At 51.2% G+C, this 24,131-nt stretch carries 24 protein-coding genes and 1 tRNA gene; 18 read left to right on the top strand and 7 right to left on the bottom strand.

Annotation, left to right across the window (positions count from 1 at the left end; all coding sequences use genetic code 11):
- Positions 1–58: 58 nt before the first annotated feature.
- The gene (locus tag E7745_RS07050; RefSeq protein WP_124075783.1) at positions 59–1,414 is read right to left on the bottom strand and encodes a sodium-dependent transporter; all 1,356 of its coding nucleotides are present in this window, start codon (positions 1,412–1,414) and stop codon (positions 59–61) included.
- 65 nt (positions 1,415–1,479) lie between these two features.
- Between E7745_RS07050 and E7745_RS07045 the strand changes: the two genes are divergently transcribed.
- The gene (locus E7745_RS07045; RefSeq protein WP_240597792.1) at positions 1,480–1,908 is read left to right on the top strand and encodes an MmcQ/YjbR family DNA-binding protein; all 429 of its coding nucleotides are present in this window, start codon (positions 1,480–1,482) and stop codon (positions 1,906–1,908) included.
- 29 nt (positions 1,909–1,937) lie between these two features.
- On the opposite strand, the gene E7745_RS07040 is transcribed toward E7745_RS07045, so the two are convergent.
- The 6 genes from E7745_RS07040 to E7745_RS07015 all read right to left on the bottom strand — a co-directional run bounded on the left by E7745_RS07040 (position 1,938) and on the right by E7745_RS07015 (position 7,801).
- Positions 1,938–2,951, bottom strand: a complete 1,014-nt coding sequence (locus E7745_RS07040; protein ID WP_168182035.1) for a glycosyltransferase family 2 protein — start codon at positions 2,949–2,951, stop codon at positions 1,938–1,940.
- 4 nt (positions 2,952–2,955) lie between these two features.
- The gene (locus E7745_RS07035; protein WP_124075785.1) at positions 2,956–3,726 is read right to left on the bottom strand and encodes an acyltransferase; all 771 of its coding nucleotides are present in this window, start codon (positions 3,724–3,726) and stop codon (positions 2,956–2,958) included.
- A gap of 53 nt (positions 3,727–3,779) precedes the next feature.
- Entirely contained in the window at positions 3,780–5,336 is a 1,557-nt protein-coding gene (locus tag E7745_RS07030) for a lipopolysaccharide biosynthesis protein (protein WP_124075786.1), read from the bottom strand.
- A 14-nt stretch (positions 5,337–5,350) separates the two neighbouring features.
- Entirely contained in the window at positions 5,351–6,499 is a 1,149-nt protein-coding gene (locus E7745_RS07025) for a glycosyltransferase (protein WP_124075787.1), read from the bottom strand.
- Between the two features lie 136 nt (positions 6,500–6,635).
- A tRNA-Gly gene (locus E7745_RS07020) sits at positions 6,636–6,708 on the bottom strand.
- Between the two features lie 109 nt (positions 6,709–6,817).
- Positions 6,818–7,801 (bottom strand): IS30 family transposase, encoded by a 984-nt coding sequence (locus E7745_RS07015; protein ID WP_136408456.1) that lies wholly within the window; start codon positions 7,799–7,801, stop codon positions 6,818–6,820.
- Between the two features lie 254 nt (positions 7,802–8,055).
- On the opposite strand from E7745_RS07015, the gene E7745_RS07010 reads away from it, so the two are divergent.
- The 17 genes from E7745_RS07010 to rplI all read left to right on the top strand — a co-directional run bounded on the left by E7745_RS07010 (position 8,056) and on the right by rplI (position 23,886).
- The gene (locus E7745_RS07010) at positions 8,056–8,493 is read left to right on the top strand and encodes a TIGR04076 family protein (RefSeq protein ID WP_124075788.1); all 438 of its coding nucleotides are present in this window, start codon (positions 8,056–8,058) and stop codon (positions 8,491–8,493) included.
- 28 nt (positions 8,494–8,521) lie between these two features.
- Positions 8,522–9,136 (top strand): nitroreductase family protein, encoded by a 615-nt coding sequence (locus tag E7745_RS07005; protein ID WP_124075789.1) that lies wholly within the window; start codon positions 8,522–8,524, stop codon positions 9,134–9,136.
- Between the two features lie 110 nt (positions 9,137–9,246).
- Complete coding sequence (gene ileS, locus E7745_RS07000; protein ID WP_136408532.1) at positions 9,247–12,693, top strand: isoleucine--tRNA ligase; 3,447 nt, start codon at positions 9,247–9,249, stop codon at positions 12,691–12,693.
- Positions 12,694–12,748: 55 nt separating this feature from the next.
- On the top strand, positions 12,749–13,132 hold the full coding sequence (locus tag E7745_RS06995) for a TraR/DksA family transcriptional regulator (protein ID WP_107031949.1): 384 nt from the start codon (positions 12,749–12,751) through the stop codon (positions 13,130–13,132).
- A gap of 42 nt (positions 13,133–13,174) precedes the next feature.
- Complete coding sequence (locus E7745_RS06990) at positions 13,175–13,810, top strand: lipoprotein signal peptidase (RefSeq protein WP_123398347.1); 636 nt, start codon at positions 13,175–13,177, stop codon at positions 13,808–13,810.
- A gap of 47 nt (positions 13,811–13,857) precedes the next feature.
- Positions 13,858–14,649: a DUF4296 domain-containing protein gene (locus E7745_RS06985; RefSeq protein WP_124075791.1), complete on the top strand. Its 792-nt coding sequence runs from the start codon at positions 13,858–13,860 to the stop codon at positions 14,647–14,649.
- Positions 14,650–14,692: 43 nt separating this feature from the next.
- On the top strand, positions 14,693–15,007 hold the full coding sequence (locus tag E7745_RS06980) for a hypothetical protein (RefSeq protein WP_136408531.1): 315 nt from the start codon (positions 14,693–14,695) through the stop codon (positions 15,005–15,007).
- A 75-nt stretch (positions 15,008–15,082) separates the two neighbouring features.
- Positions 15,083–17,494, top strand: a complete 2,412-nt coding sequence (locus E7745_RS06975) for a carboxypeptidase-like regulatory domain-containing protein (protein ID WP_136408530.1) — start codon at positions 15,083–15,085, stop codon at positions 17,492–17,494.
- Between the two features lie 2 nt (positions 17,495–17,496).
- Positions 17,497–18,930, top strand: coding sequence for a tetratricopeptide repeat protein (locus E7745_RS06970; RefSeq protein WP_136408529.1), 1,434 nt, complete (start codon positions 17,497–17,499; stop codon positions 18,928–18,930).
- Positions 18,888–19,289: a sensor histidine kinase gene (locus tag E7745_RS15250; protein WP_370291903.1), complete on the top strand. Its 402-nt coding sequence runs from the start codon at positions 18,888–18,890 to the stop codon at positions 19,287–19,289. Before E7745_RS06970 ends, E7745_RS15250 begins: the two co-directional genes overlap by 43 nt.
- A gap of 111 nt (positions 19,290–19,400) precedes the next feature.
- Entirely contained in the window at positions 19,401–20,024 is a 624-nt protein-coding gene (locus tag E7745_RS06960; protein ID WP_161553555.1) for a response regulator transcription factor, read from the top strand.
- A 58-nt stretch (positions 20,025–20,082) separates the two neighbouring features.
- Positions 20,083–20,475: a hypothetical protein gene (locus E7745_RS06955; protein ID WP_123398342.1), complete on the top strand. Its 393-nt coding sequence runs from the start codon at positions 20,083–20,085 to the stop codon at positions 20,473–20,475.
- A gap of 211 nt (positions 20,476–20,686) precedes the next feature.
- Positions 20,687–21,358 carry an SH3 domain-containing protein gene (locus E7745_RS06950; protein WP_123398341.1) on the top strand — a complete coding sequence of 224 codons (672 nt, stop codon included), beginning with the start codon at positions 20,687–20,689 and terminating at the stop codon, positions 21,356–21,358.
- 27 nt (positions 21,359–21,385) lie between these two features.
- Entirely contained in the window at positions 21,386–22,543 is a 1,158-nt protein-coding gene (locus tag E7745_RS06945; protein WP_123398340.1) for a hypothetical protein, read from the top strand.
- Positions 22,544–22,788: 245 nt separating this feature from the next.
- Positions 22,789–23,154, top strand: a complete 366-nt coding sequence (rpsF, locus tag E7745_RS06940) for a 30S ribosomal protein S6 (protein ID WP_107031959.1) — start codon at positions 22,789–22,791, stop codon at positions 23,152–23,154.
- Positions 23,155–23,424: a 30S ribosomal protein S18 gene (rpsR, locus tag E7745_RS06935; RefSeq protein WP_172480316.1), complete on the top strand. Its 270-nt coding sequence runs from the start codon at positions 23,155–23,157 to the stop codon at positions 23,422–23,424.
- A gap of 21 nt (positions 23,425–23,445) precedes the next feature.
- Complete coding sequence (gene rplI, locus E7745_RS06930; protein WP_123398339.1) at positions 23,446–23,886, top strand: 50S ribosomal protein L9; 441 nt, start codon at positions 23,446–23,448, stop codon at positions 23,884–23,886.
- Positions 23,887–24,131: the final 245 nt, after the last annotated feature.

The raw sequence follows: 24,131 nt of genomic DNA, 5'->3' as shown, positions 1-24,131 counted from the left end.
GAACGCTATGGCACTCCAAGAATCCTGCGGGAATCCTAAAGCTCGAAAACAGGAAGTCTCAGAGGCTGACTATTCCAAGTCCGAAAACAAACACCGTGGCTATGCAGACGGGCGCGATGTAGCGCAGGCAGAAAACCACAATCCGCGCTCCGAGCAGTCCGCGGCGCGTGCCGTCAGGGCTGAGTTCACGGCGCACCACCGCGCGGTCGAGCACCCACCCGACAAACAGAGAGATCAGCAGACCGCCGAGCGGCAGGAGTATGTTGGACGATACATAGTCAAAAAGATTGAACAGTGTCATGCCGAATATCTTCCACCCGGAAAGCGATCCGAATGACAGCGCGCAGAGCGAACCAAGCACCATTGCGACCGCTATATTAATAAAGGTGGCCTTGCGGCGCGACATGCCCAGCTCATCTGTCAGATAGGATATGCAGATTTCGCTCATTGATATTGTCGATGACAGGGATGCCACAAACAGCAGCACAAAGAAGAGCGTGGACCAGAGCATGGTGCCGGGCATCCGGCAGAACACAGACGGCAGGATCTCGAACACCAGACGCGGACCGGCCTCAGGCTGAAGACCGAAAGTGAAGACCGCCGGGAAGATTATCACACCGGCCAGAATGGCCACCAGAGTGTCAAGAGCAGCCATTGTACCCGCAGTACGCAGCAGAGGTGTCTCCTTTCTGAAATAGCTTGAATATGTGATCAGACAACCGAGGCCGAGACTCAGCGAAAAGAATGCCTGCCCCATAGCCTCGATCATAACTGAGGGGGTAACCTGCGAGAAGTCAGGGCTGAAAAGAAATTTCAGACCGTCAGCCGCTCCGGGCATCATCAGCGAGTTGACACAGAACACGGCAAGGATCACAAACAGCAACGGCATCATGATGTTTGACATCCGCTCGATTCCTTTCTGCACTCCGCGGGCAAGAATCAGATAATTGGCCAGCAGAAAAAGCAGAGTGCACACAAGCGGACTCCAGTCAGACGAGGCAAACCGGTCAAACTGCCCGTGCAGCCCCTCGACAGTGTTTATCCCGTCAAAATCAGACAGTGACAGAGCTATGTATTTCATAGTCCATCCGGCCACAACCGAATAGAAACTCAGAATCAGAAACGAAGAGAGCAGCCCCATGTAGCCGACCACTCCCCAGGCCCTTTTCGGAGCAAGCGCCTTGAATGCACCGCGCACATTCAGCCCCGTGTGGCGTCCGATGATAAACTCGGCACAGACCACCGGAATCCCGACCACAAAAACAAAAAACAGATCGATGAGAAGGAATGCTCCTCCGCCATGAACTCCGGCTTCATAAGGGAAACGCCATATATTACCAAGTCCCACAGCCGAACCGACGGTGGTTGCGATCACACCGAGACGCGTTGCGAACTGCGCTCTTTTTTCTGTCATATGTATATTCTGATTGTGTATTTGCAATATTAGAACGTGCAAAGATAAGCAATTTTCGTAAATTTGTGCTCCATTATACATTCATTGACATTACAGCCATGACCGACATCGAATCAATCCGACTTTTCTGCCTTTCACTGCCCCACACAAGCGAAGACATGGCTTTCGGTGAAGACTATCTGCTGTTTCGTGTCTGCGACAGGATCTTCGCCTGCTATGGTTTTGCCCGCGACAACTATTTCACCCTCAAATGTGATCCGGTCTATGCAATTGAACTGCGCGAGCGCTATCCTGAAATCCAGCCTGCCTGGCACTGGAACAAAAAATACTGGAACCAGCTCGATCTCTCCGGCTCGCTAAGCGAGGAAATGGTGAAATCACTGATCATCCACAGCTACTCAGAAGTAATCCGCAAATTCTCACGCCGTTTTCTCAACGCCAACCCTGACATCGCAGCCTTTCTCGATGACCACAATGCCCGCAAAGATCTCTGACCCATTGTTTCAGCCAGTCTCCGGCTCTACTACCCCTCCGCCATCAGCTTGTTGAACGAACGGTTGATGAAACTGAGATAGAACGGGCGCACAAACATGCTGTCACCGATCCGCACCGGAAGCGTCATATAGCGGATCATGAATCTGAACAAGCCCGGAAGCCTTGATTTGCGGGCCATCCGGTCAAGCCGCCTCAGTTCCGCTCCCGCAAGAGCCTTGTCGCCTATACACTCCCACGCCTGGGCCTTGCCTGCAAACTGCAAGGCATCAAAAAGATACCGGCATTCGCCCCTATAGTCCGACTGCCCGAATCCGTCCACCATATTACCTATGATTTTCAGTCGACTGACAAAACTCAGCGTCTTGTCTTTCCGATGGATGATTGAATCTGCGTTGTCATTACGGTAGAAATAGACCGGGGTGAAACAGAATGCCACAGACCTGACCTGACGCGCCGCACAGACGCGCCACATGTCGTCCTCATGCAGAAGCCCTTCACAGAAATAAAGATCATTACCTGTTATGAATTCCCGGCGTATCAGTTTGCCACATGCAGTCATCGGAATTTCAGTCAGCAGACTCCGCGAGCACCACGCCCGGTCATCGCTATATTCAGGAAACAGCACTGGCGACACACACAGAAAATCCATGAAACGGGTCGGATTCTTAAGCCACATGTCACCCTGGACAATATCAACACCTGAAAATTTTTCTGCCACAACTGCCATTGCGGCAATCGCACCGGGGAGCAGACGGTCATCACTGTCAAGAAACGAGACATAATCGCCTGAGGCAGCACGTATGCCACTGTTTCGCGCGGCAGAAAGCCCGCGGTTTCTATCATGGCTTATAATACGGAATTCTATCGGCCCGGTATATGCACCTGTCAGACGCTCCACCACAGCCATCGAGCTGTCACTTCCGCAATCGTCCACGACAATGCAATCCAAGGCCCCTCCGAAATTCTGTTCCATCACAGACTTCAGACACTCCTCTATGTATCTCTCCACATTGTAAACCGGAACAATTATAGATATTTTCATCTGATCAGTCATATTGGTCAAGAGATTCTGTCAGAATATACTCTTTTGCAGATGGATTCTTTGAAAAGAACTCTGCGATCTTACATTCCTGTTCGAAATTGAACACTCGTGAAAAACTATCTTTGAGCAATTTAGCAGGCAAACCTCCGATAAGAGTCCGTTCTTGACTTGTGATATTGCTATTCACCAATGAATTTGATGCGACAGTAGTATATGCCGGCAACTCGACACCTTTCATTATTGATGACCGTGAGCCAATCCAACAATGATGCCCTAATACAATTGACGAATTATTTCTTCTGACCTTTCGTTTATCCGTATTATAGGTATAATGGAAGTTCGTATCCATTATCTGGCATTGATGTCCCATTCTTAAATTATGGCCTAAACATATAGACTCAGAACATGAGATCATCACACCATTACTTATAAACGCATTATTGCCAATCCGCAGCACTCCTCCACCCCACAACAGGAGTTTTGAGCCACGTCCAATAAATGCTTGTCCCTCAAAAATAATTTTACCATGCCCCAAAACTATTTCCGTATTCCCCTCCCCAAGTCCGGGAGCTTCCGAAGGCGCATTTATCCTGATCATCCCTCGACTCATTTCTGCTGCCTGACATACAATCTCCATACATCCGATAAATTTTGTAATTTTCAAACCTCCATAAACATATATCGGCAACTTTTTTGCCTGCCGGAAAGGTAAAAAATAAAAATTCACAACCAACGTCCGCCATAGGCTAAGAGATGGGGTTGAGCGCCATTTCATATACCTCGCAGCATACATTTTAAGCCTTATGCCTATTTTTAACCACACAGAACTCATCCGATTCTATCTTTTATTCGAGTAACTAAATATTTCCTATCGCTGTGCGTCAATAATACAACCGTTGACACACCAATCCCGATAGCAGTTGTAAAAACACATCCTGCCAAAATGCCGATCCATGAAACATCAAGGAAAAATATTTTGAACAAGATTGAAGCTGCTGTCACTACGCCTATGTTAATAGCGTTTTTTATAATCACAGGGAAAAAGCACCATTTGCTTAGCCCCAGGCAGACAGCGCCGTATATCGGCAAAAACGTTGTAACCCTAATACTGCCATAAAAAGTTCTGACTGAAGCCAAAACAAGCAATTTAGTAATATCGTCAGTGCAAAGCAACATAAGCAGCAACACTGTGGCAAAAATAGCTATCGAATTAAGAAACAGATTGATTGAAGATTTTTTGACTTTATTTGTAATGGTAAATATCGCCCATAACGGCTCCTGAGGTATCGCGAATATCATACCCAAAGAGCCTAAACATGACAATCTGTATAATAATACCGCATCCTCAGTCGGTAACCACAGTTTAAAAAACATATCTCCGTAGGCAAAAAGCAGGCTTAACGGTATGCAACTGAAAAAACCGGTCACTCTCACCGCCCGGAGAAGTTCTGCTTTCAGTCCGTTAAAATCTTTAACAGCATAAAGACGTGTGAACTCCGGAGCGAAATTGCCTGACAGCATACTGAAAAAGCCAAGAATCATCATAGGGATAATCTGGGTGATCGACAATATGCCCATCGCATTCGCATTGATGAACAGATTTGCCAAAAGAAGATCAAATCCTCTTGACAGCATCTCGCTCAAACGGGAAATAAGATTCCATGCACCTGCCGCAGTGACCTCCTTTACATACTTGAAATCAAAATATTTCCACTTGACATGCAGCTCCGGTGTCAGCAAACGGTAAAAATAATAATTCGAGCCTATGATATAGACATCCATCACTATCACTGTCAGACCGATATACCAAAGGTGAGGCACGAAAAGCCCGAATAACAAAAGCATCAGTATAACCCTGATGAAACTGCCTACAACATTTCTGATATTAGTGATATCAAGTCGGTTTCTGATAAATGCGCCGACAGAGATAACCCCGGTCATCAGTCCAAGCACAGACGAGACTCCAAGCATCGCAAAAAGAGCCTGAACGTCACCGACAAGCGCTTCCGGAATATTGATCAGCTCCGGCAAAAACGCAGTCACCACAGCCAAAGCCAGAAGTATTATCGCCGAAAGCAGCAGATTGATATAGAAAATCGACGACATGTACTTATTGGCATCCTCCGACTCTCCTTCATGAACCTTAACCGTGATGAAACGTCCGGCCATCGAATTGACAGCTATTGTAAGCAGACTGCTGTAACCTATTATATTATTCGAAAGTCCGATGTAGCCATAGGCATCTGTACCAAGTTTTTCAACTATAAACGGTGTCAAAAAAAATGACACACAGAGATTGAGTGTAAACACACAGACCCCTGACAGCATATTTACCGCCATCTGCCTGCGGGCCGACCGTTCATTTCCTAAACTCTTTACTGCCATTTTGCAACTTCCGGCTATGAATTTTCACCACTTATGACAGCATAGATCTGCTCTATCGACTTGTCAGGGCAGAAAATTTCTGAACGCCGACGGGCCATTGCCTCATAATGACTGCGAAGAGCGCAGTCATCCAACAGAGCCTTTATCTTGAGAGCAATCTCCTTTTCATCCATTGAGGTCAGCAAACCGGCATCTTCTGCAAGCAGTTCTGTCGGTCCGGTTATCCGCGTGGCCACAATAGGTTTTCCAAGACAGAGAGCCTCGGATACTACTACCGGAAGCCCCTCGGCATCCGATGTGAGCACAAAGATATCGGCATTCTTTATAAGAGGATATGGATTGGTCTGAAAACCGCAGAAGACAACCCGATCATCGACTTTCAGGTCCTTTGCCAGTCTGCGCAGATCAGCCTCAAGTTCTCCTTCTCCTACAATCCAGGCCTCAACATCAAGTCCGTAATCATGCCACAGCCGGGCAACAACCCTAATCAGCCTGTCCTGACGCTTCTGCGGAGCAAGCCGTCCCACATTGCACAGAACATACTTACGCCTTTTTTCAACCGGACATGATTCAGAACTTTTCCTTATTATATCGTCCTTCTCAATCAGGTTGTATATAACTCTTGCCGGATATTCCCTGGCAAAAAGTTTAAAGAAAGCCTCACGGGCCTGCTCCGAGACGAAAACAATTTCATCCATCCGGTCATAGGCCTCCGTTTCAGCAGCTTCATTCTTAAAAAATCCAGAGGAATAATGATTGGCAAGCATATCTATATGCACCCATGTGACATTCCGGCGCGCCCTTGAACGCAGTTTCGAATGGACAGCCACACTCCAGCCCTCCATAAACGATACTATACAGTCATATTTCCCGCATAGTCCCAAGGCTTTATACAGTTTAAGCCGTGTCCATAGTCCTGAAGGAACCAGCTTTGCCGTCCATCGGTTGAACAGCAGTTTCCATCCGAAAGCCATCTGCGCCGGATCAAACACCTTTATCCTTACGCTCTCCGGTATTGCAGAAAGATAAACTCCATATTTCTGAAACAGCAGCAGTGTAACGTCAAACCGGTCATAATCTATGCGGTTCAGAATGTCACACAGCACCTTTTCGGCACCTCCGCCGGCAAGAGAATACTGGATTATGAGAAGTTTATTTTTCATGCACGGTCTTTCAGTCTCGGATAAATGATCTTTTCACTGACTCTGGTGAAACTTCCGGACATTCATTCATTAGTCATACTAAAATAATAGAGAAAACAGACAGTCTGGCTATAAGCCGACTGCCTGTTTTCATCGGAGCGGCAAACGAGGCTCGAACTCGCGACCCTCAGCTTGGGAAGCTGATGCTCTACCAACTGAGCTACTGCCGCATTGCATATCGCGTTTTTACGGATGCAAAAATAAGTGTTTTTTCCGAATCAATAAAATATTCCACCCCTTTTATTGTGCCTTTTCTTTTATTTTCACAATTGTGCAGGTTCAACTGGCAAGTGCAAAATTAGCGATTTGTTTGAAGAACTCGGTTTTCGGGTTTGAAAAACCAAGTTTTTTCCGAGGCCTTAAGTTCAGTTTCTTTGCCACGTTTTTGATGTATAGGTCAGTGAAATCATTGAAATTTGACTTTTTGGGGATGTATTGACGGATGAGTTTGTTGATGTTTTCGACCGCTCCTTTCTGCCATGAGCAGTAGCTGTCGGCAAAGTAAACAGTCACATCATCAAGACCTTTGATGCGTAATCCGGCGGTTATGTCGAGGTGTGCCGCGAACTCGCTGCCGTTGTCAGTAGTGATGGTTTTAAGATATTTACGGTATGCGTACAGCATTCTCACGACAGTCTTTGACAATGGCTTGGCTCTTTTTCCGTAAGGTAGTTTCTCCATCATCACAAAGCCAGTCATGCGTTCAAGCAGCACTAGAATCGCGTGCCCGTAGGCATCAACAATAAGATCCATCTCAAAATCGCCAAAGCGTTTGCCGTCGGCCTCGGCCGGTCTGTCGTGTATGCTTGTGCGGTTTGGTATGTTGGTGGCTTTAGTGGGTTTGCGTTCGCCTTTTGGTCGTCGTCGGAAGTCGGGATGTCTGCGGTGACGGCGCAGTTCTCCGCTTTCATCAGCGTTTATAATGTTGTAAATGGTCTGTATGGATACGGAAACGCCTTCCTTGGCCAACACGCCACGAATTTGTTCTGGTGACCATTGGTGGTCAATAATCATCTGTTTTATACGCCACACCAACACGCTGTCGAGCTTCTTGTTGGATGTGGTGCGCTTTCTGCGTTCAAGGGCTTTGGCATGAGCCTTTTCCCACAGATAGTGGCCTTTGGTTGTGGAATTGCGCTTCAGTTCACGACAAAGTGTTGATTGACTGCACCCTACAATGAGGGCGATTTCTTTTCTTGGAGTTTTTCTTTGCAGTAAGGCGAAAATTTGCGACCTTTGCTGCGAGGTTAATTGTCTGTACATTAGCAATACAAAATTAGTTAATCTCAGGGAGACTTCGGTCTCCTTTTTTATTTTGTATTGCCAGTATGTTCTGCTGCTGTCCGCTCTTGGGGCGGTTTAGGCCGCCCCCGCCGCTTGGGCATCCCCTCGCCAGAAGGAGTGAGGAGAATGAATAATTCCTAGCTCAAAGTTTTGCACTTCGATTTGGAATCTTCATTATTTTCACAATTGTTTGCTCCCTACTCTCGCGGAAATGATTTAACTTTGCAGATAGAATGGATCGCCGTCATTTCTGTAAAATAGCATCACTTGCCGCCGGTGCGCTCGGTTTTGGAGCTGTACCGGCTGTCGCGTCTGCAAGCCCGCGACTTTCTCAGTCCGTTTCCGGATCGTCTCTTGCTTCCATGCCCTCGCCCGGATGCCTGATCTCGGTGCTCCGGCGGGAATGCCATCAGGATCTGCAGGCCATCTTTCTTGACGATCCTGACGCGGGTCCATGCCGCTCGTTCAGCAGCGGCGATGAATTTCGCTTCCGTCCCGGCGACCATTGTCCCGCCGACTTCTGCCCGCGACTGTGGGCCGCAATCTGCACCACCATAAGTCAGACCTCATGCGAGCCATCTTTGAAAGAGGAGACAATGGTCATCTCTTGTCCTGACGGCACACGCCCTGTGATAGTCAGGATCGACATAAACAACGACAACAACTTTTAACCTGTTTATCTCTCACGTTCTTCCGTAAATGAAAAAACTCTCTGTTTTCACAGCCCTGGCAGCGCTTGTTCTCTCAGCCTGCAGCAACTCCACCAATTGCGAATCAGCCTCATGCACCGTATCATCAAAAGATGCTGCCATTGAAAACATAATGACCCGCACAAGTGTCCGCGACTACACTGAGGCTCCGATTTCAGAAGCTACGATCGACACTCTTCTCCGCGCCGGCATGGCCGCTCCTACAGCCCGCAACCGCCAGCCCTGGAAATTCCTTGTCGTTACCGAACGTGCCTCACTCGACTCTCTCGCCCAGGGCAACTGGAAACCCGCAGCCAAGGCCCAGGCAGCGATCATCATATGCGGTGACCTCTCCAATCCTCTTGAAGGCGAAGGCAGAGACTATTGGGTGCAGGACTGCTCGGCCGCTACCGAAAACATCCTTCTTGCCGCCAATGCCGTAGGCCTCGGCGCAGTCTGGTGTGGCTGCTACCCTATCAGCGAACGTGTCACCCTCGTCAAAAAACTCTTCGGAATGCCTGACGAGATCATACCTCTCAGCCTCGTAATGCTCGGCTACCCCAACGGCGAGCAGACTCCGAAAGACAAATACAAAGCCGACAATATACACTATAACAAATGGTAAAACCATCCCTTTAGGTTATTCGGGAAATAATTTGTACTTTTGCAAAAATTTTCTGAAAACACCTGTAAATATATAACAACAGATAGCTTTTTTAGCAAAAACATAACCCTATGTCAAAAAGATTCCCTGAATACAGCGGCTTGAACCTGCCGGAAATCAATGACTCGGTGCTCGAAAAGTGGAGCGCTGAAGATGTCTTCGCCCGCACAATGTCGGAGCGTGAAGGTTGTCCTTCGTTCGTATTTTTTGAAGGTCCTCCTTCCGCCAACGGAAAGCCGGGCATACACCATGTGCTTGCCCGCACTATAAAAGACATTTTCTGCCGCTACAAGACCATGCAGGGCTTCCAGGTGAAACGCAAAGCCGGATGGGACACCCACGGTCTACCTGTGGAACTCGGTGTGGAAAAAAATCTCGGAATCACCAAAGAAGACATCGGCAAGAAGATCTCTGTCGACGAATACAATGCCGCATGCCGCCGCGAAGTCATGAAATATACCGGCGAATGGGAAGACCTCACCCGCCGTATGGGCTATTGGGTCGACATGCCGAACGCCTATATCACCTACGACAACCGCTACATCGAAAGCGTGTGGTGGCTCCTTGGCGAACTCTACAAAAAAGGCTATCTCTACAAAGGCTACACCATCCAGCCCTACTCTCCCGCCGCCGGCACTGGCCTCAGCTCACATGAGCTCAACCAGCCCGGATGCTACCGCGACGTGAAAGACACCACCTGCGTGGCCCAGTTCCGCGTAGTTGATGACAACGCTCCCGCGCTCGCGCCCTACCGCGACATCCTCTTCAAGTGGGGAACTCCCTACTTCCTCGCCTGGACAACCACCCCCTGGACCCTTCCTTCCAACACTGCTCTCGCTGTCGGTCCGGACATCACCTATAATATAGTACGCACCTACAACCCCTATTCAGGCAAACCGGTGACCGTGGTAGCGGCTGATGCCCTCATGGGATCGCTCTTCAACGCAAAAGCCAAGGATCTGCCTCTCGACAGCTACTCTAAAGGCGACAAACTGATCCCCTATGAAGTCGCAGCCCAGGTTAAAGGCCTCGATCTCGTCGGCATCAACTACGAACAGCTCCTCCCCTGGGTCAATCCCGGCGAAGGCGCATTCCGCGTGATACCAGGTGACTATGTGACCACCGAAGACGGTACCGGCATTGTCCACATCGCGGGCACATTCGGCGCCGATGACCTCCGTGTGTCAAAGCAGAACGCCATTCCCCCGCTCCATCTCATCGACCGCGACGGAAACATCCGGCCGATGGTCGACCTGACAGGCCGTTTCTACCTCCTTTCAGACCTCGACCCGAAATTTGTTGAAGAGATGGTAGACATCGAAGCCTACACCCCCTGGCAGGGCCAGTACGTCAAAAACGCCTACAACCCCGAAGCAACCGAAGAGACCGAGACTCTCGATGTGAAGATCTGCATGGAACTCAAAGCCACTGACAAGGTCTTCAAGATCGAAAAGCATACCCACAACTATCCCCACTGCTGGCGAACCGACAAACCGGTGCTCTACTATCCGCTCGATTCATGGTTCATCAAAACAACCGCCGTGCGCGAACGCCTCATGGAACTCAACGACAGCATCAAGTGGAAACCCGCCTCCACAGGCAGCGGCCGTTTCGGAAAATGGCTCGAAAACCTCCAGGACTGGAACCTCTCGCGCAGCCGCTACTGGGGCACTCCGCTCCCCATCTGGCGCACCGAAGACGGCGCTGAAGAGCTCTGCATCAGCTCAGTAGAACAGCTCTATACCGAAATCGAACATGCTGTCGAAGCCGGACTCATGACCGAGAATCCCTATAAGAAAGCAGGCTTTGTTCCCGGCGACTACGCCAAAGACAACTACGAGAAGATCGACCTCCACCGTCCCTACGTCGACGACATCATCCTTCTCTCCCCCTCCGGCAAAGCCATGCGCCGCGAAAAAGACCTCATTGACGTATGGTTCGACTCAGGCTCCATGCCCTACGCCCAGATCCACTATCCGTTCGAAAACAAAGAAGCCTTTGACAACCGCGAAGTCTATCCCGCCGACTTCATTGCCGAAGGTGTCGACCAGACACGCGGATGGTTCTTCACACTCCACGCCATCGCAGGCATGGTGTTCGACTCCATATCCTACAAGACCGTGATCTCCAACGGCCTCGTGCTCGACAAATACGGCAACAAGATGTCGAAGCGCCTCGGCAACGCCGTCGACCCCTTCGGCCAGATCGGCCAGTATGGCGCGGACCCCGTGCGCTGGTACATGATCTCCAACTCATCGCCGTGGGACAACCTCAAATATGACGAAAAAGGCGTCCTGGAGACTTCACGCAAGCTCTTCTCGACCCTCTACAACACATACAGCTTCTTCGCACTCTACGCCAACGTAGACAGCTTCGACCCCTCGGCTCCGCAGGTGCCCGTTGAAAAGCGCCCTGAGATCGACCGCTGGATACTCTCCCTGCTCAACACCCTCATCCGCGAAGTGACCGAAGCCCTTGACGACTACGAGCCCACCCGTGCGGCCCGCGCCATCGGCGAATTCGTCGGCGACAACCTCTCCAACTGGTACGTGCGTCTCAACCGCAAGCGCTTCTGGGGCGGCGACATGACTGATGACAAACTCGCAGCCTACCAGACCCTCTACACCTGTCTGCACACCGTCACCCTCCTCATGGCGCCATTCGCCCCCTTCTTCGCCGACCGCCTCTACCGCGACCTCACAGGCTCTGAAAACTCCATCCACCTCGACCGATACCCCGTGGCCGATCCATCGCTCATCGATCCCGACCTCGAAGAGCGCCAGAAACTCGCCCAGGACATCACCTCGATGGCCCTCGCACTGCGCCGCAAAGTCAACCTCAAAGTGCGTCAGCCGCTCCACACCATCATGGTGCCCGTGGCCGATGAAAAGCGCCGCGCCGCCGTCGAAGCCATAATGGACCTTGTCAAAAGCGAAATCAACGTCAAAGACCTCAAGATCGTAGGCAATGACGAAGGCATCCTTGTCAAGAGCGTGAAACCCGACTTCAAGAAACTCGGCCCGAAATTCGGCAAAAACATGAAAGCCGCAGCCGAGATCATCAAGAACCTCGACGCCAAATCGATCGCTGCTCTCGAACGCGACGGACATCTGTCATTCGACCTCAACGGCACACCAGCCGAGGTAGAGCTTTCCGACGTGGAGATCATCTCCGAAGACATCCCCGGATGGCTCGTGGCAAACGAAGGCAGCCTCACTATAGCCCTTGACGTCACCGTGACTCCCGAACTCCGTCGTGAAGGCATAGCCCGTGACATCGTCAACCGCATCCAGAACATCCGCAAGGCCCGCAACTACGACATCACAGACCGCATCCGCCTCGTCTTCGCTCCCGGAGCCGACACCGACGATGCCATCCGTGACTTCGCCGACTACATTTCGCGTCAGGTGCTCGCCACCTCTCTCGAAATCGTTCCGCTCGCCGACTCTGCCGAAGGCATTGAGGAACTCTCGATGGACGACGTAACCGCACGTGTGCTCATCTCGCTTGACAAATAAGATTCTTACTTCGTAAATCTATATCCTAAAACTATTTTACGCAACACTTGATCCAATGAGTGAAAAGACCCGTTACACAGACGAGGAGCTCCTCGAATTCAAGGAGCTGATCCTCCAGAAGCTTGAAAAGGCTCAGAAAGAATACGACTCTCTGCGCGGCCTGATCAACAACACTGACGGAAACGACACTGCCGACACATCGCCGACATTCAAAATCCTCGAAGAGGGTGCCAGCACCCTCTCCAAGGAAGAAGCCGGCCAGCTTGCCCAGCGCCAGCGCAAGTTCATACAGCACCTCCAGAACGCCTTGATCCGCATCGAGAACAAGACCTACGGCGTATGCTGTGAAACCGGCGAACTCATACCAAAGGAACGTCTACGCGCCGTCCCCCACGCCACCCGCAGCGTTGAAGCCAAAAACTCGCAGAAGAAAAAGTAATCTGCTCAACTGATTTTATTAACGCCCCCCCTTTAAAGCCCGATGCTCAAAAGCCGTACCGCAATAGCCTCCATGATCATCATCCTTGTCGTGCTGATCGACCAGGCTGTCAAAATATGGATCAAGACTCATTTCTATCTGGGAGAAGACCTGCAGATCTTCTCCTGGTTCCACTTGTATTTCATTGAAAACAACGGCATGGCTTTTGGCATGGAGCTGGGAAGCAAACTCGCCCTGACACTCTTCCGCATTGTTGCCGTAGGCTTCCTGATCTGGTACATCATACGCATTAGGGCGCTGCGCTCAGTCCCCGCTGGCTACATAATATGTCTCGCCTTTGTGACAGCCGGAGCCGCAGGCAACATCTTCGACTGCGTGTTCTACGGACTGATCTTCAACAACCCTATGCCACCCCAGGTCGCCACCATCTTCCCCGAAGCCGGAGGCTACGCCCCTCTCTTCCTCGGCAAGGTGGTTGACATGCTCTACTTCCCGCTCTTCAGCTTCGTCTGGCCCGACTGGATCCCATTCGTAGGCGGACAGGAGTTCCTCTTCTTCCAGCCGATATTCAACATCGCCGATGCCGCCATCTCTTGCGGAATCATAGCGCTCATACTCTTCTACCACCGCTACATCCTCGGCCCGAAAGCCCTCGCGGAACTTCCTGACAGACACTGACATCAACCACCTACCATTCCACCTTTCACCCCCCTCTGAACACCGACGTGCGCCATCTTCCCCTGATCATCGTCTCCACACTGCTTCTGCTCCTCGTTGCCTGCGGAAAAACTCCCGGCTATGTCATATCGCCCGACAAAATGGCCGAGATCATGGCCGATCTCCACACCGGCGAAGCCGTAGTCGATGCCAATGGAGCAGCCTATCGCAACGACTCGGTCAAAAGAGCACTCATGCAATCCATCTGCGAGATCCACGGAGTCACGACCGCCGATCTCGACACCTCGCTATACTGGTATGGAAACAACCTCCCCGAATATGTCAAGGTCTACGACAAGACCATTGAGATCCTCAACGCCCGTATAGCCGAAGTAGAAAAATCCGGAGCAAAAACCGCCGGCCGAATCCAGCGCGACACTCCTGACGGAGACTCTGTCAACATCTGGCGCGGACCGCTCATGCGCCGCAACACCGCCGGCAACCCCTCTGACTTCATCTCATTCACCTACAACTCAGAGCGCAACTGGGAACGCGGCGATCGCTACACCCTCTATGCCCGTCCGCTCAACCCCCACTCGCCCCTGTTCATGACCCTCGCCGTGACCTACAACGACGGCACCGCCGAATACGTCACCCTCAACCAAGGCTCCGAGGGCCGCAAACAGCTCACACTCGTCCTCGACTCTGCCAAGACTGCAACCAACCTCTACGGCACCATCCACTACTCCGCAGGCCGGGGTGAAATCTCCTATATCGACTCCATAGCCCTCGTCCGCACCCGTGGCCGCAACGACAACGTCAAAGCCCGTCAGGCCCAGCACACAGTCAGAATCCGCTAAGAGGTTATTTAAAACAACCTCTAAACCATCACTCTCCAGACACATGTTATCAGTCAGAGTCCACGCAGCCGTGGCCAACGGCAAAATCACCCGCAACGCCATAGTCCGCTACACGTCCGAACCACAGCCGGGCATGCCCCCGCTTGTCAAACCGTTCGAAGGCGAAATCCACTCCACCACCGACCTCAACGGCATCGCCGTCATAGTCCCCGCCGCCTACAGGCTGCCTGAGTCACTGACCCCGCCCGACCACATCTCAGCTCCGGGAGCATTCGACGCCTATCTGACCCTGCTTGCAACCTCAGTTCCACCCGTAACCGCCACTGACACAGCCGGAGTCATCACCATAGAGTTCTGACACACACAATTTTTCACGCACCACCGCGTTATGTAATAAGACAACCAATCATCTTTAGCCAACACATCCCGCATAATGCACGGCCACGGACTCCGTTTTAAGATACTCCTGCTCCTCCTCACCCCCCTGCTTGCCCTCCTCACCGAAGGACAAGTCAAAATCCACGGCAAAATCACCGACAGCGAAGGCAAACCCGTTGAATTCGCCACCGTCCGCATAGGCGGAACCATCATCGGCACCACCTCCGGACTCGAAGGCGACTACTCCCTGTCGTGCCCGGCCGCTGACACCATTCACATCCACTTCTCCTGCATAGGCTACCGTGAAGCCACCCGCGCGCTCATCGACGCCAAAGGCGATGTCACCCTCAACATGCGCCTCCAGCTGAGCACCGAAATGCTCCAGCAGGTCGAAGTCACCGAACTCAAAAAGCAGACCGGATCGGTCGGCAAAATCGATGCCACAGAACTCCGCAAAAGTCCCGACGTGCAGGGAGGCAGCGTAGAAAGCCTCATCACCACAATGGCCGGCGTCACCGGATCAAACGAAATGTCAGCCCAGTACTCCGTCCGCGGCGGCTCATATGACGAAAACTCCGTCTACATCAACGGCATCGAAGTCTACCGCCCGCAGCTCATCACCTCAGGCCAGCAGGAAGGCCTCAGCATCATCAATCCGGACCTTGTCGGCTCCATAGGCTTCTCGACCGGAGGCTTCCCAGCCGAATACGGCGACAAAATGTCATCTGTCCTCGACATCACCTACCGCCAGCCCCAGTCATTCGAAGGCTCGCTCAGCGCAAGCCTCATGGGCGGTTCGCTCACCGTCGGCCAAGCATCAGGAAAATTCTCCCAGCTCCACGGCATCCGCTACAAACGTAACTCCTCGCTGCTTGGATCAATGGACACAAAAGGCGAATACAACCCGGCATTCTTCGACTACCAGACATCGCTGACCTGGCAGTTCTCCAAAAAACTCAAAGCATCCTTCCTCGGCAACATCGGTCTCAACCAATATAAATTCACACCTCAGAACCGCACCACCACCTTCGGAACGACAGCCGATGCAAAGAAATTCACCGTCTACTTCGACGGTCATGAAAAAGACCGCTTCGACACCTACTTCGGAGCCCTCTCTCTCGACTACCGCATGAACCGCGGCACCAACCTCCAGCTTCTCGCCTCAGGCTATCTGACCGACGAACTCGTGGCCTATGATATTTCCGGCGAATACTGGCTTGACCAGGCCGGCACCTCCGATGTAGGCGGCGAACTCGGCGTAGGACGCTATCACGAACACGCCCGCAACCGCCTCAAAGCCTCCGTACTCTCCATCGCCCTGAAAGGACAGTCAGCCCTCAACCCCCGCCACACCCTCACCTACGGCATCAGCCTCCAGAACGAAAAAATCATGGACCGCAGCCGCGAATGGGAGCTGCGCGACTCTGCCGGATTCTCACTCCCCGCCACAGGCTCGGAACTCCGTATGGTCTACAACCTCGACTCCCGCCACGACCTCAGCTCCACACGCCTCTCGGCCTTCGCCCAGGACGCATGGAAGCTCAGCACCTCCGCCGGCTTCCTCACCGTCAACGCCGGCCTGCGCCTCAGCTACTGGAGCTTCAACAGAGAACTGCTCCTCAGCCCGCGCCTCAACATCGGCTTCATCCCCGACAAAGCCCCATCATGGGCCATCCGATTCTCCACCGGACTCTACTACCAGTCACCGTTCTACAAAGAATACCGCATGCCGGTCATCGATGACAAAGGCAACCGCACCATCCTGCTCAACTCCGACATAAAATCGCAGCGGAGCTTCCACCTCATAGCCGGAACCGACTACACCTTCCGCGCCCTCAGCCGCCCCTTCAAGCTCTCAGGCGAAATATACTACAAAGCCCTCTCCAGCCTCGTCCCCTACGAAATAGACAACCTGAAGATCGTCTACTCCGGCCTTAACGAAAGCTCAGGCTACGCCGCCGGCATCGACATGAAACTCTTCGGACAGTTCGTGCCCGGAAGCGACTCCTGGATCAGCTTCTCGCTGATGAAGACAAGCGAGAACCTCCACGGCGTAAAAGTGCCACGCCCTACTGACCGCCGCTACAGCTTCGGCATGTTTTTCACTGACTATTTCCCGAAATTTCCTCGCCTAAAATTCGCCCTGCGCGGAATCTTCATGGACGGACTGCCATCCACCGCACCCCGCTCCACACGCGACAAGGGCTACTTCCGTATGCCGGCCTACAAGCGTGTCGACATAGGCCTATCCTACGCCCTTCTGCCCGAACTCAAAGAAGGAGAATCACGCTCAGGCTTCGGACGCCACATCAAAAGCGTCTGGTTCGGGCTCGACCTCTTCAACCTCTTTGACATCTCCAACGTAGCCTCCTACTATTGGGTCACCGATGTCAACAACATCCAGTATGCCGTTCCAAACTACCTCACCCGCCGTCAAATAAATCTACGGCTCACAATCGACTTCTGAATATGAACCGCACCAAGACCTTTCTGTTTTTTTTGACACTCCTTTCAGCCGTTGCGCCCTTGCCTTTGGCCGCTCAGATCGACGAAGAGACCATTCAGCACATCGACTCTTACGTCAACGTCAACCCTGACAGCGCCGTTATCCTGTGTAACAATGCGCTTGCCCAAATGCCCGCCAAAGCATCAAGCCACAAGTCATATCTGCTGGCCATACGAGGAAATGCCCACTTCACCCTCGGCGACAATGCAGCCGCTATAGCCGACTTCAAAGCTTCATTCAGAGCAGCCGAAGAAGTAGCCGACACGACAGCCTGCGTCAACGCCCTCTCTGACCTCGGTGTGACCTATCGCGTCAACCAGCAGACAGACTCGGCCCTGATCTGCTACAAGCAGGCACTCGCCATGCTTCAATCGAGCGATTCGCCTGATCTTGAAGCCAGCATACTCACCTCAATAGCCGTCCTGTTTGCAAACCAGGCCCGTCTTGACGAAGCCGTATCATTTGCGGAAAAAGGGCTCGAAAAAGCACGCCTGACAGACGACATCCAGACTCAGATATATGCAGCATCATCGCTCGGCTCTGCCCTCTTCCTTGCCGGACACCACGAACGGGGCCTCCAGACCCAACGCTACATCATCGGAGTAGCCGAAAAGAAAGGAATCCCGCGCTACATGCTTAAGACCTATGCCCCGATAATCGCCATGCACAACCGTCTCGGCCACCCCGACTCCGTCAGATACTACATTGACCGCGGAAACGCAGTGCTCGACAAAGTCCCGGAAGCCTCAGTCGAATCCATCGGCTTCCTCGAACAGAGCTTTGTCATACTCACAGACATGGGCCGTTATCGAGAAAGCCTTGACATCCAGAAGAAAATTCTGGCCATGCAGGACTCACGCCCCTTCATACCGCTCGACCGCCTATGGCAACGCATAGCCCTCAACTACAAAGGACTGGGCGACATTGAAAAAATGGATGAAGCCTACCAGACAGCCATCGCCATTGCCGACAGCATCCACCAGAGCGACATCAACGATCAGATCTCCGACCTGAACATCCGCTATCATACCGCCGAAAAAGAACTCGCCATAGCCAACCTGCAAGCCGAAAAATCGCGGCGCGACACAATCATCGCTCTCATAACGGCAGGAGTGATAATAGCCTCACTCCTACTGATAATATATCTACGTGCGCGACGCCGGAAAATCGAAGTCGAAAACATCCGCGCCAGACTCGACGGCATCGAACAGGAACGCGGACGCCTCGCCCATGAACTCCATGACGGAGTCTGCAACGATCTTCTCGGCATTGAGCTCACACTGGCCGCAGGCCGCTGTGACACCGGAGAACTTTCAGAAATGATCCGAACCACACGCAACGAAGTCCGCTCCATATCCCACGAGCTCCTTCCCCTCGCTTCAACGGCCTTTCTCTGACACAGCTCATAGCCGCCTACGCCCAGAAAAGCGAAGGATTCGTCAGCTACCAGCCCTCTGCCGGCGCAATTGACATCGACCCGGAAAAATCAATCAACCTCTACCGCATCATCCAGGAATGGACCGGAAACCTGCGCCATCACAGCACAGCCACCTGCGCAACGGTAAGCCTGGCGGAATCCGAAGGAGAAATCACTCTTGACATCACCGACAACGGCGCCCCCTTTGACCCCTCGGCAGTCACATCCGGCGGACTCGGCCTTGAAAATCTCAACCGCCGTGTGAAAGCTCTTCAGGGCACACTGAACTTCTTCGAAAAAAACGGAACCAACCACATATCCGTCAAATTTTTTAAATAAAATCGACCGCACTCACGGAATTCCGTGATTTATATATCAACGCATTTGCCTAATTTTGTGGTGTGAAATATTTAGACAACGTTTTCACCACCCCCTATGGCAAAATCTGATATGAAAATCCTCTTGGTCGATGACCATGATATTGTGCTCCGCGGAATGCGCCACCTCATTGAGGACATTCTCGGAGAGGAATGTCATGTGGATGGAGCCATGACCGCAGCCGAAGCCCTCTCCCAGACGTCATTCCGCACCTATGATCTATGCTTGCTCGATGTCGAGCTGCCAGACGCGCCCGGCATAACGCTTCTTCGCAAAATACGTCAGATCTGTCCGGGCATCAAAATTATCGTAAACACAATCCATGAAGAACTGTGGATCATCAAAGACTATTTTGATGCCGGAGTCGAAGGAATATTGTTCAAAGACGTGCTCTCATCCGAAATTGCCACCGCAATCCGCCGTGTGGCCGATGGCGACACATATTTTTGCAAACGGGCCGAGCAACTGCGACGCCTGATTGAAACCTATGAAATGCCCAGCCCCAAGGAGCTCGAAGTGCTCCGTCTCATAGCCTCAGGCAAAAAGACTGATGACATTGCCGCAGAAATGGGACTGAGTTCCAACACCATCGAGACCCACCGCCGCCACCTCCTCAGCAAACTCCACGCACGCAACTCCGCTGAATTAGTACTCAACGCTGTCAACCACGGGCTGCTCCCCACATCGCGCATCTGATCTGCAATCCATCGCCACACCCAACACAATCAATAAAAACTTATCAACCACTCATCACATGAAAAAATTACTATCTTATCTCACAGCAATCTGTCTGTCATGCACTATCCTGACCGCCTGCGGTGGTCCTTCTTGGGACCCTGAACGCGCCCAGGAACTTGATTCAAAGGAATTCGAAAGCCTTACACCCCAGGATTTTGACGAAATGCTCGACCTCATGGAAGGTTATTGCTTTAACTCAGACATACCCAAATCAGGGTCCGAAGAGTGGGACAAGCTCACCGAAGAGCAGCGTGACGAATATCGCGCCTCATTACGTATGTTCATGAGACTCTCAGGCACAGCGAAATCTATGGCAACCGCTACCAAACGGGTGGTTTCCGACTCTCAGGTCGAAGCATATGAAGCGCTTATTAAACGCGTCAAAGAAGAAATGATAAAAAAGCAATAATAAATAACCTGATTTTTTTAACCTGACTTAATCATTATATATTCCACAGCCACAAGGCTACACCCCCTGATCTTAGACTCAAATCAGGGGGTGATCACTTTAGAGGGCATTTCACAACAACGTCCTATTATCACCTCATTTTTTCTAAGAAACTGTAAAAAACAGCATCTAATACCCCTATTCCGAATCATAAACCAATTCATTTCACCCCATGAAATCAGTATTCAGCAAAATAACATTAATTATTGCCGTCGGAGCAGCCATGCTCACAGCCTCATGCTCGAAAGAAGTTCCCGAAACCTATGTCGCCGTAAAGATGGCGGGAATCGAACTGAAATCTTCGCCCGACGCAAAATCAGAAACAATAGCCCCTGCATCAATGGGCGAAATCTTCCGCTTTACGGAATTTCCGGCCGACGGATGGGTTAAAGTCCGCAACATCGCCACAGGCACCGAAGGCTATCTCGACACCCTTGCCTTCTCCCGTTCAAAATTCCCCCTCCTCGCACCCGAACTCGCCGAACAGGAAGTCGACGAAGCCTATCTCGTCAACACCGAAACAACCGACATTTGCGAGCAATCTCTCGGATGGTCATTTTGGAAAGTTGGCGACGGAGATGATGTCAGAGCCTTTCTGTCAGAATCTACCGTTTACACCGACGGCCGCATCAGAGGCTACCAGACTTATTATAAAGGTGTAGCCCGAAACGGCTACCTGCTTCTTGACGAACAGGTGGAATATGGCGAAGAAAACGGCACTAAACTCGAATCGCCAATCATCGTATGGGAAGACATCGCTGACCGTCACGGAGTTTACGTCAACGGCAAACTCTTCATCCCAGCCAACTCCGGAGCCGGCTTTGACACAGACGGCTGGGAGTAATAACAAATATAAAAATAAAAAATCAATATGAAAATAACAACTCTGAACTCAGCCTTCCGCACACTGTGCATTGCCGTCATGACTGTCACAGCAACAGGCGCTTCTGCTTCAATCCCTTTGGCAGGCATCTATGAAATGAATGACAAGGAAGACATGAGCAAGCATCAGATGTATCTGGAACTGGATTTCATAAATTCACGTCCCGACTTCACTCAGACATTCACCACAAAAAGGTCTGAATTCAAATTGCTTCCGAGCGATTTCATGCGGGCCAAAAAACTCAGCCGCGAATTCAAGGGGACAACGGCTCCGGGGTTCGGCAAATATCGCCACCACATGCTGTTTTCAAGTTCCGAAGAATTTCGGATAACCAATCCCCGCCTTAAGAAAGGCATCATCCTTGTTGAGTGGGAAAACACCTTAGGGAAAAAAGGTGAGGCCATTATCATTCCTCAGCCCGATGGCTCTCTCGTGACCTATGGTCTGACCACTTTCGACCGGCTCATAGGCCCCGACGGCCATAAATTGACACTTGTCAAAAGCCTTTTGCCAGATAAAGACAATGGCAATAACGATAAGCCCGACAAAGAAAAAACGGAAACATTTACGGCTGACGGAGGCCTTGTGCAAGAAATAATAACTATCTGCACCTACCCCGGTGGTGTGCCCGACGCTATCAAACGCCTACGGGAACTGCCTGATGACGATACTCCGGCAACGGCTCAGAAACCTGTCGCCACCGCCAAGCCACAGGCTTCAGAGAAACGCCCCGCTACGACTACGATTCCGGAAGACAAGAAAGACGACACTTTCAACACATTTGTCAGCAACGACGGAAGTATTTGGAGGGCACACTCTACTTTGGCTAAATTGGGACTGGGTAAAACCGGCGTGATGGTAGCAAGTGCCACATTCACAGACGGAGGCAACGGCACAGTTATAATGAACATGGCTCAGGATATCGCACCGGGAAACTGTAAGGGTTATCATTTCGAATACATTTACTCCGGAAAAGTGGTCGGGAAAACCGTAGTATTTGACAAAATCACAGTTACCGTCCGTAATGGCGTTCGTGACCCGGACGCACGGCCAAAACCGGCTCCCAAAAACGAACCAAACGTCATCACACTCCTGTCACCGACAACCTTTGATTTCTCTGGCTTGAAATTCACCAAAATGAAATAATCACAGCCTCACTCAAAGAAGAATACCAATAACCCGCACCGATAGTAGCTTATGTAACGACTGTTCAGCCTACATGCCGGACAGTCGTTACTTATCTTGCATCTTATAACGCAATTGCGCACAAACTTTATCAGAAAAATTTTGCCGGTTACTGGAAAATCACTACCTTTGCAGCCGAAAAAGTGTGCCCGCCGAATTTCCGGCGGACCGAAACAAACACCAATCACTATAATTAATCAACCAAAATGCATTACGAAACCGTTTTCATTTTAACTCCCGTTTTATCTGACCAGCAGATGAAGGAAGCGGTAGAAAAATTCGAGAAGGTGCTCACCGACAACGGCGCATCAATCGTAAACGAAGAAATCTGGGGCCTTCGCAAGCTTGCTTATCCCATCCAGAAGAAATCTACCGGCTTCTACTCACTCGTTGAGTTCGACGGCGATCCCACCCTCGTCAAGAAACTTGAAACCGCATTCCGCCGCGACGAACGCGTGCTTCGCTTCCTCGTGTTCCGTCTCGACAAGTATGCAGCTGAATACGCTGAAAAGCGTCGCAGCAACCGCGCTAAAGAAACAACCACAGTCACTGAAGAAGCAAAGGAGAACTAAATCATGGCACAAGCATCTGAAATCCGCTACCTCACTCCCCTGTCGGTAGACGTTAAGAAGAAAAAATATTGCCGTTTCAAAAGAAGCGGAATCAAATACATCGACTACAAGGACCCCGAATTCCTGAAAAAGTTCCTCAACGAACAGGGCAAAATCCTTCCCCGCCGCATCACCGGCACCTCGCTCAAATTCCAGCGTCGTGTGGCTCAGGCCGTTAAGCGCGCCCGCCACCTTGCCCTCCTCCCCTACGTTACCGACTTGATGAAATAACTTTAAAAGCTATCAGGAATTATGAAGATCATTCTCAAAGAAGACATCGCCAACCTTGGCTACAAAGACGATGTAGTCGAAGTCAAGAACGGATATGGTCGCAACTACCTTATCCCGACCGGCAAAGCAGTGATTGCAACCGAATCAGCTCTTAAAGTTCTTGCTGAAAACCAGCGTCAGCGCGCCCACAAGCTCGCACGCATCAAGGCTGAAGCCGAAGCCGCCGCAGCCGCTCTTCAGGACGTTAAGCTCACCATCGGTGCCAAGACCTCTTCTACCGGTACTATTTTCGGCTCTGTAAACGCCATCCAGATTGCAGAAGCTCTCGAAAAACTCGGCCACAACGTGGACCGCAAGCTCATCTCGCTCGACCCCGTCAAAGAAGTCGGCAACTACACAGCTATCATCAAGCTCCACCGCGATGTTACTGTAAACGTGCCCTTCGAAGTTGTTTCTGAATAATCATCCTTCAGCAAACCCTTCAACGGAAAAAGCATAAAAATATCAGGCGACCCTATGCTGTTCATAGGGCCGCCTGATTTCTTCTGAAAATCACCGTCAGGCAGACACCGGCAGATAACACATTTTAACAACTCCGGCTTTTTCCCCGATTCATCGTCTAAAGCACCCTGTAGGTAGATAAGAGCCTCCGCCCGATTAAACTTTTGAGTAATTTTACGGTCAGAATTGACAGTCAACAATAATCC

Source organism: Duncaniella sp. C9 (genome assembly GCF_004803935.1).
GTDB lineage: Bacteria > Bacteroidota > Bacteroidia > Bacteroidales > Muribaculaceae > Duncaniella > Duncaniella muris.
Note: the sequence above shows the minus strand (reverse complement) of the source record. Positions and strands in the feature narration are given on the sequence as shown.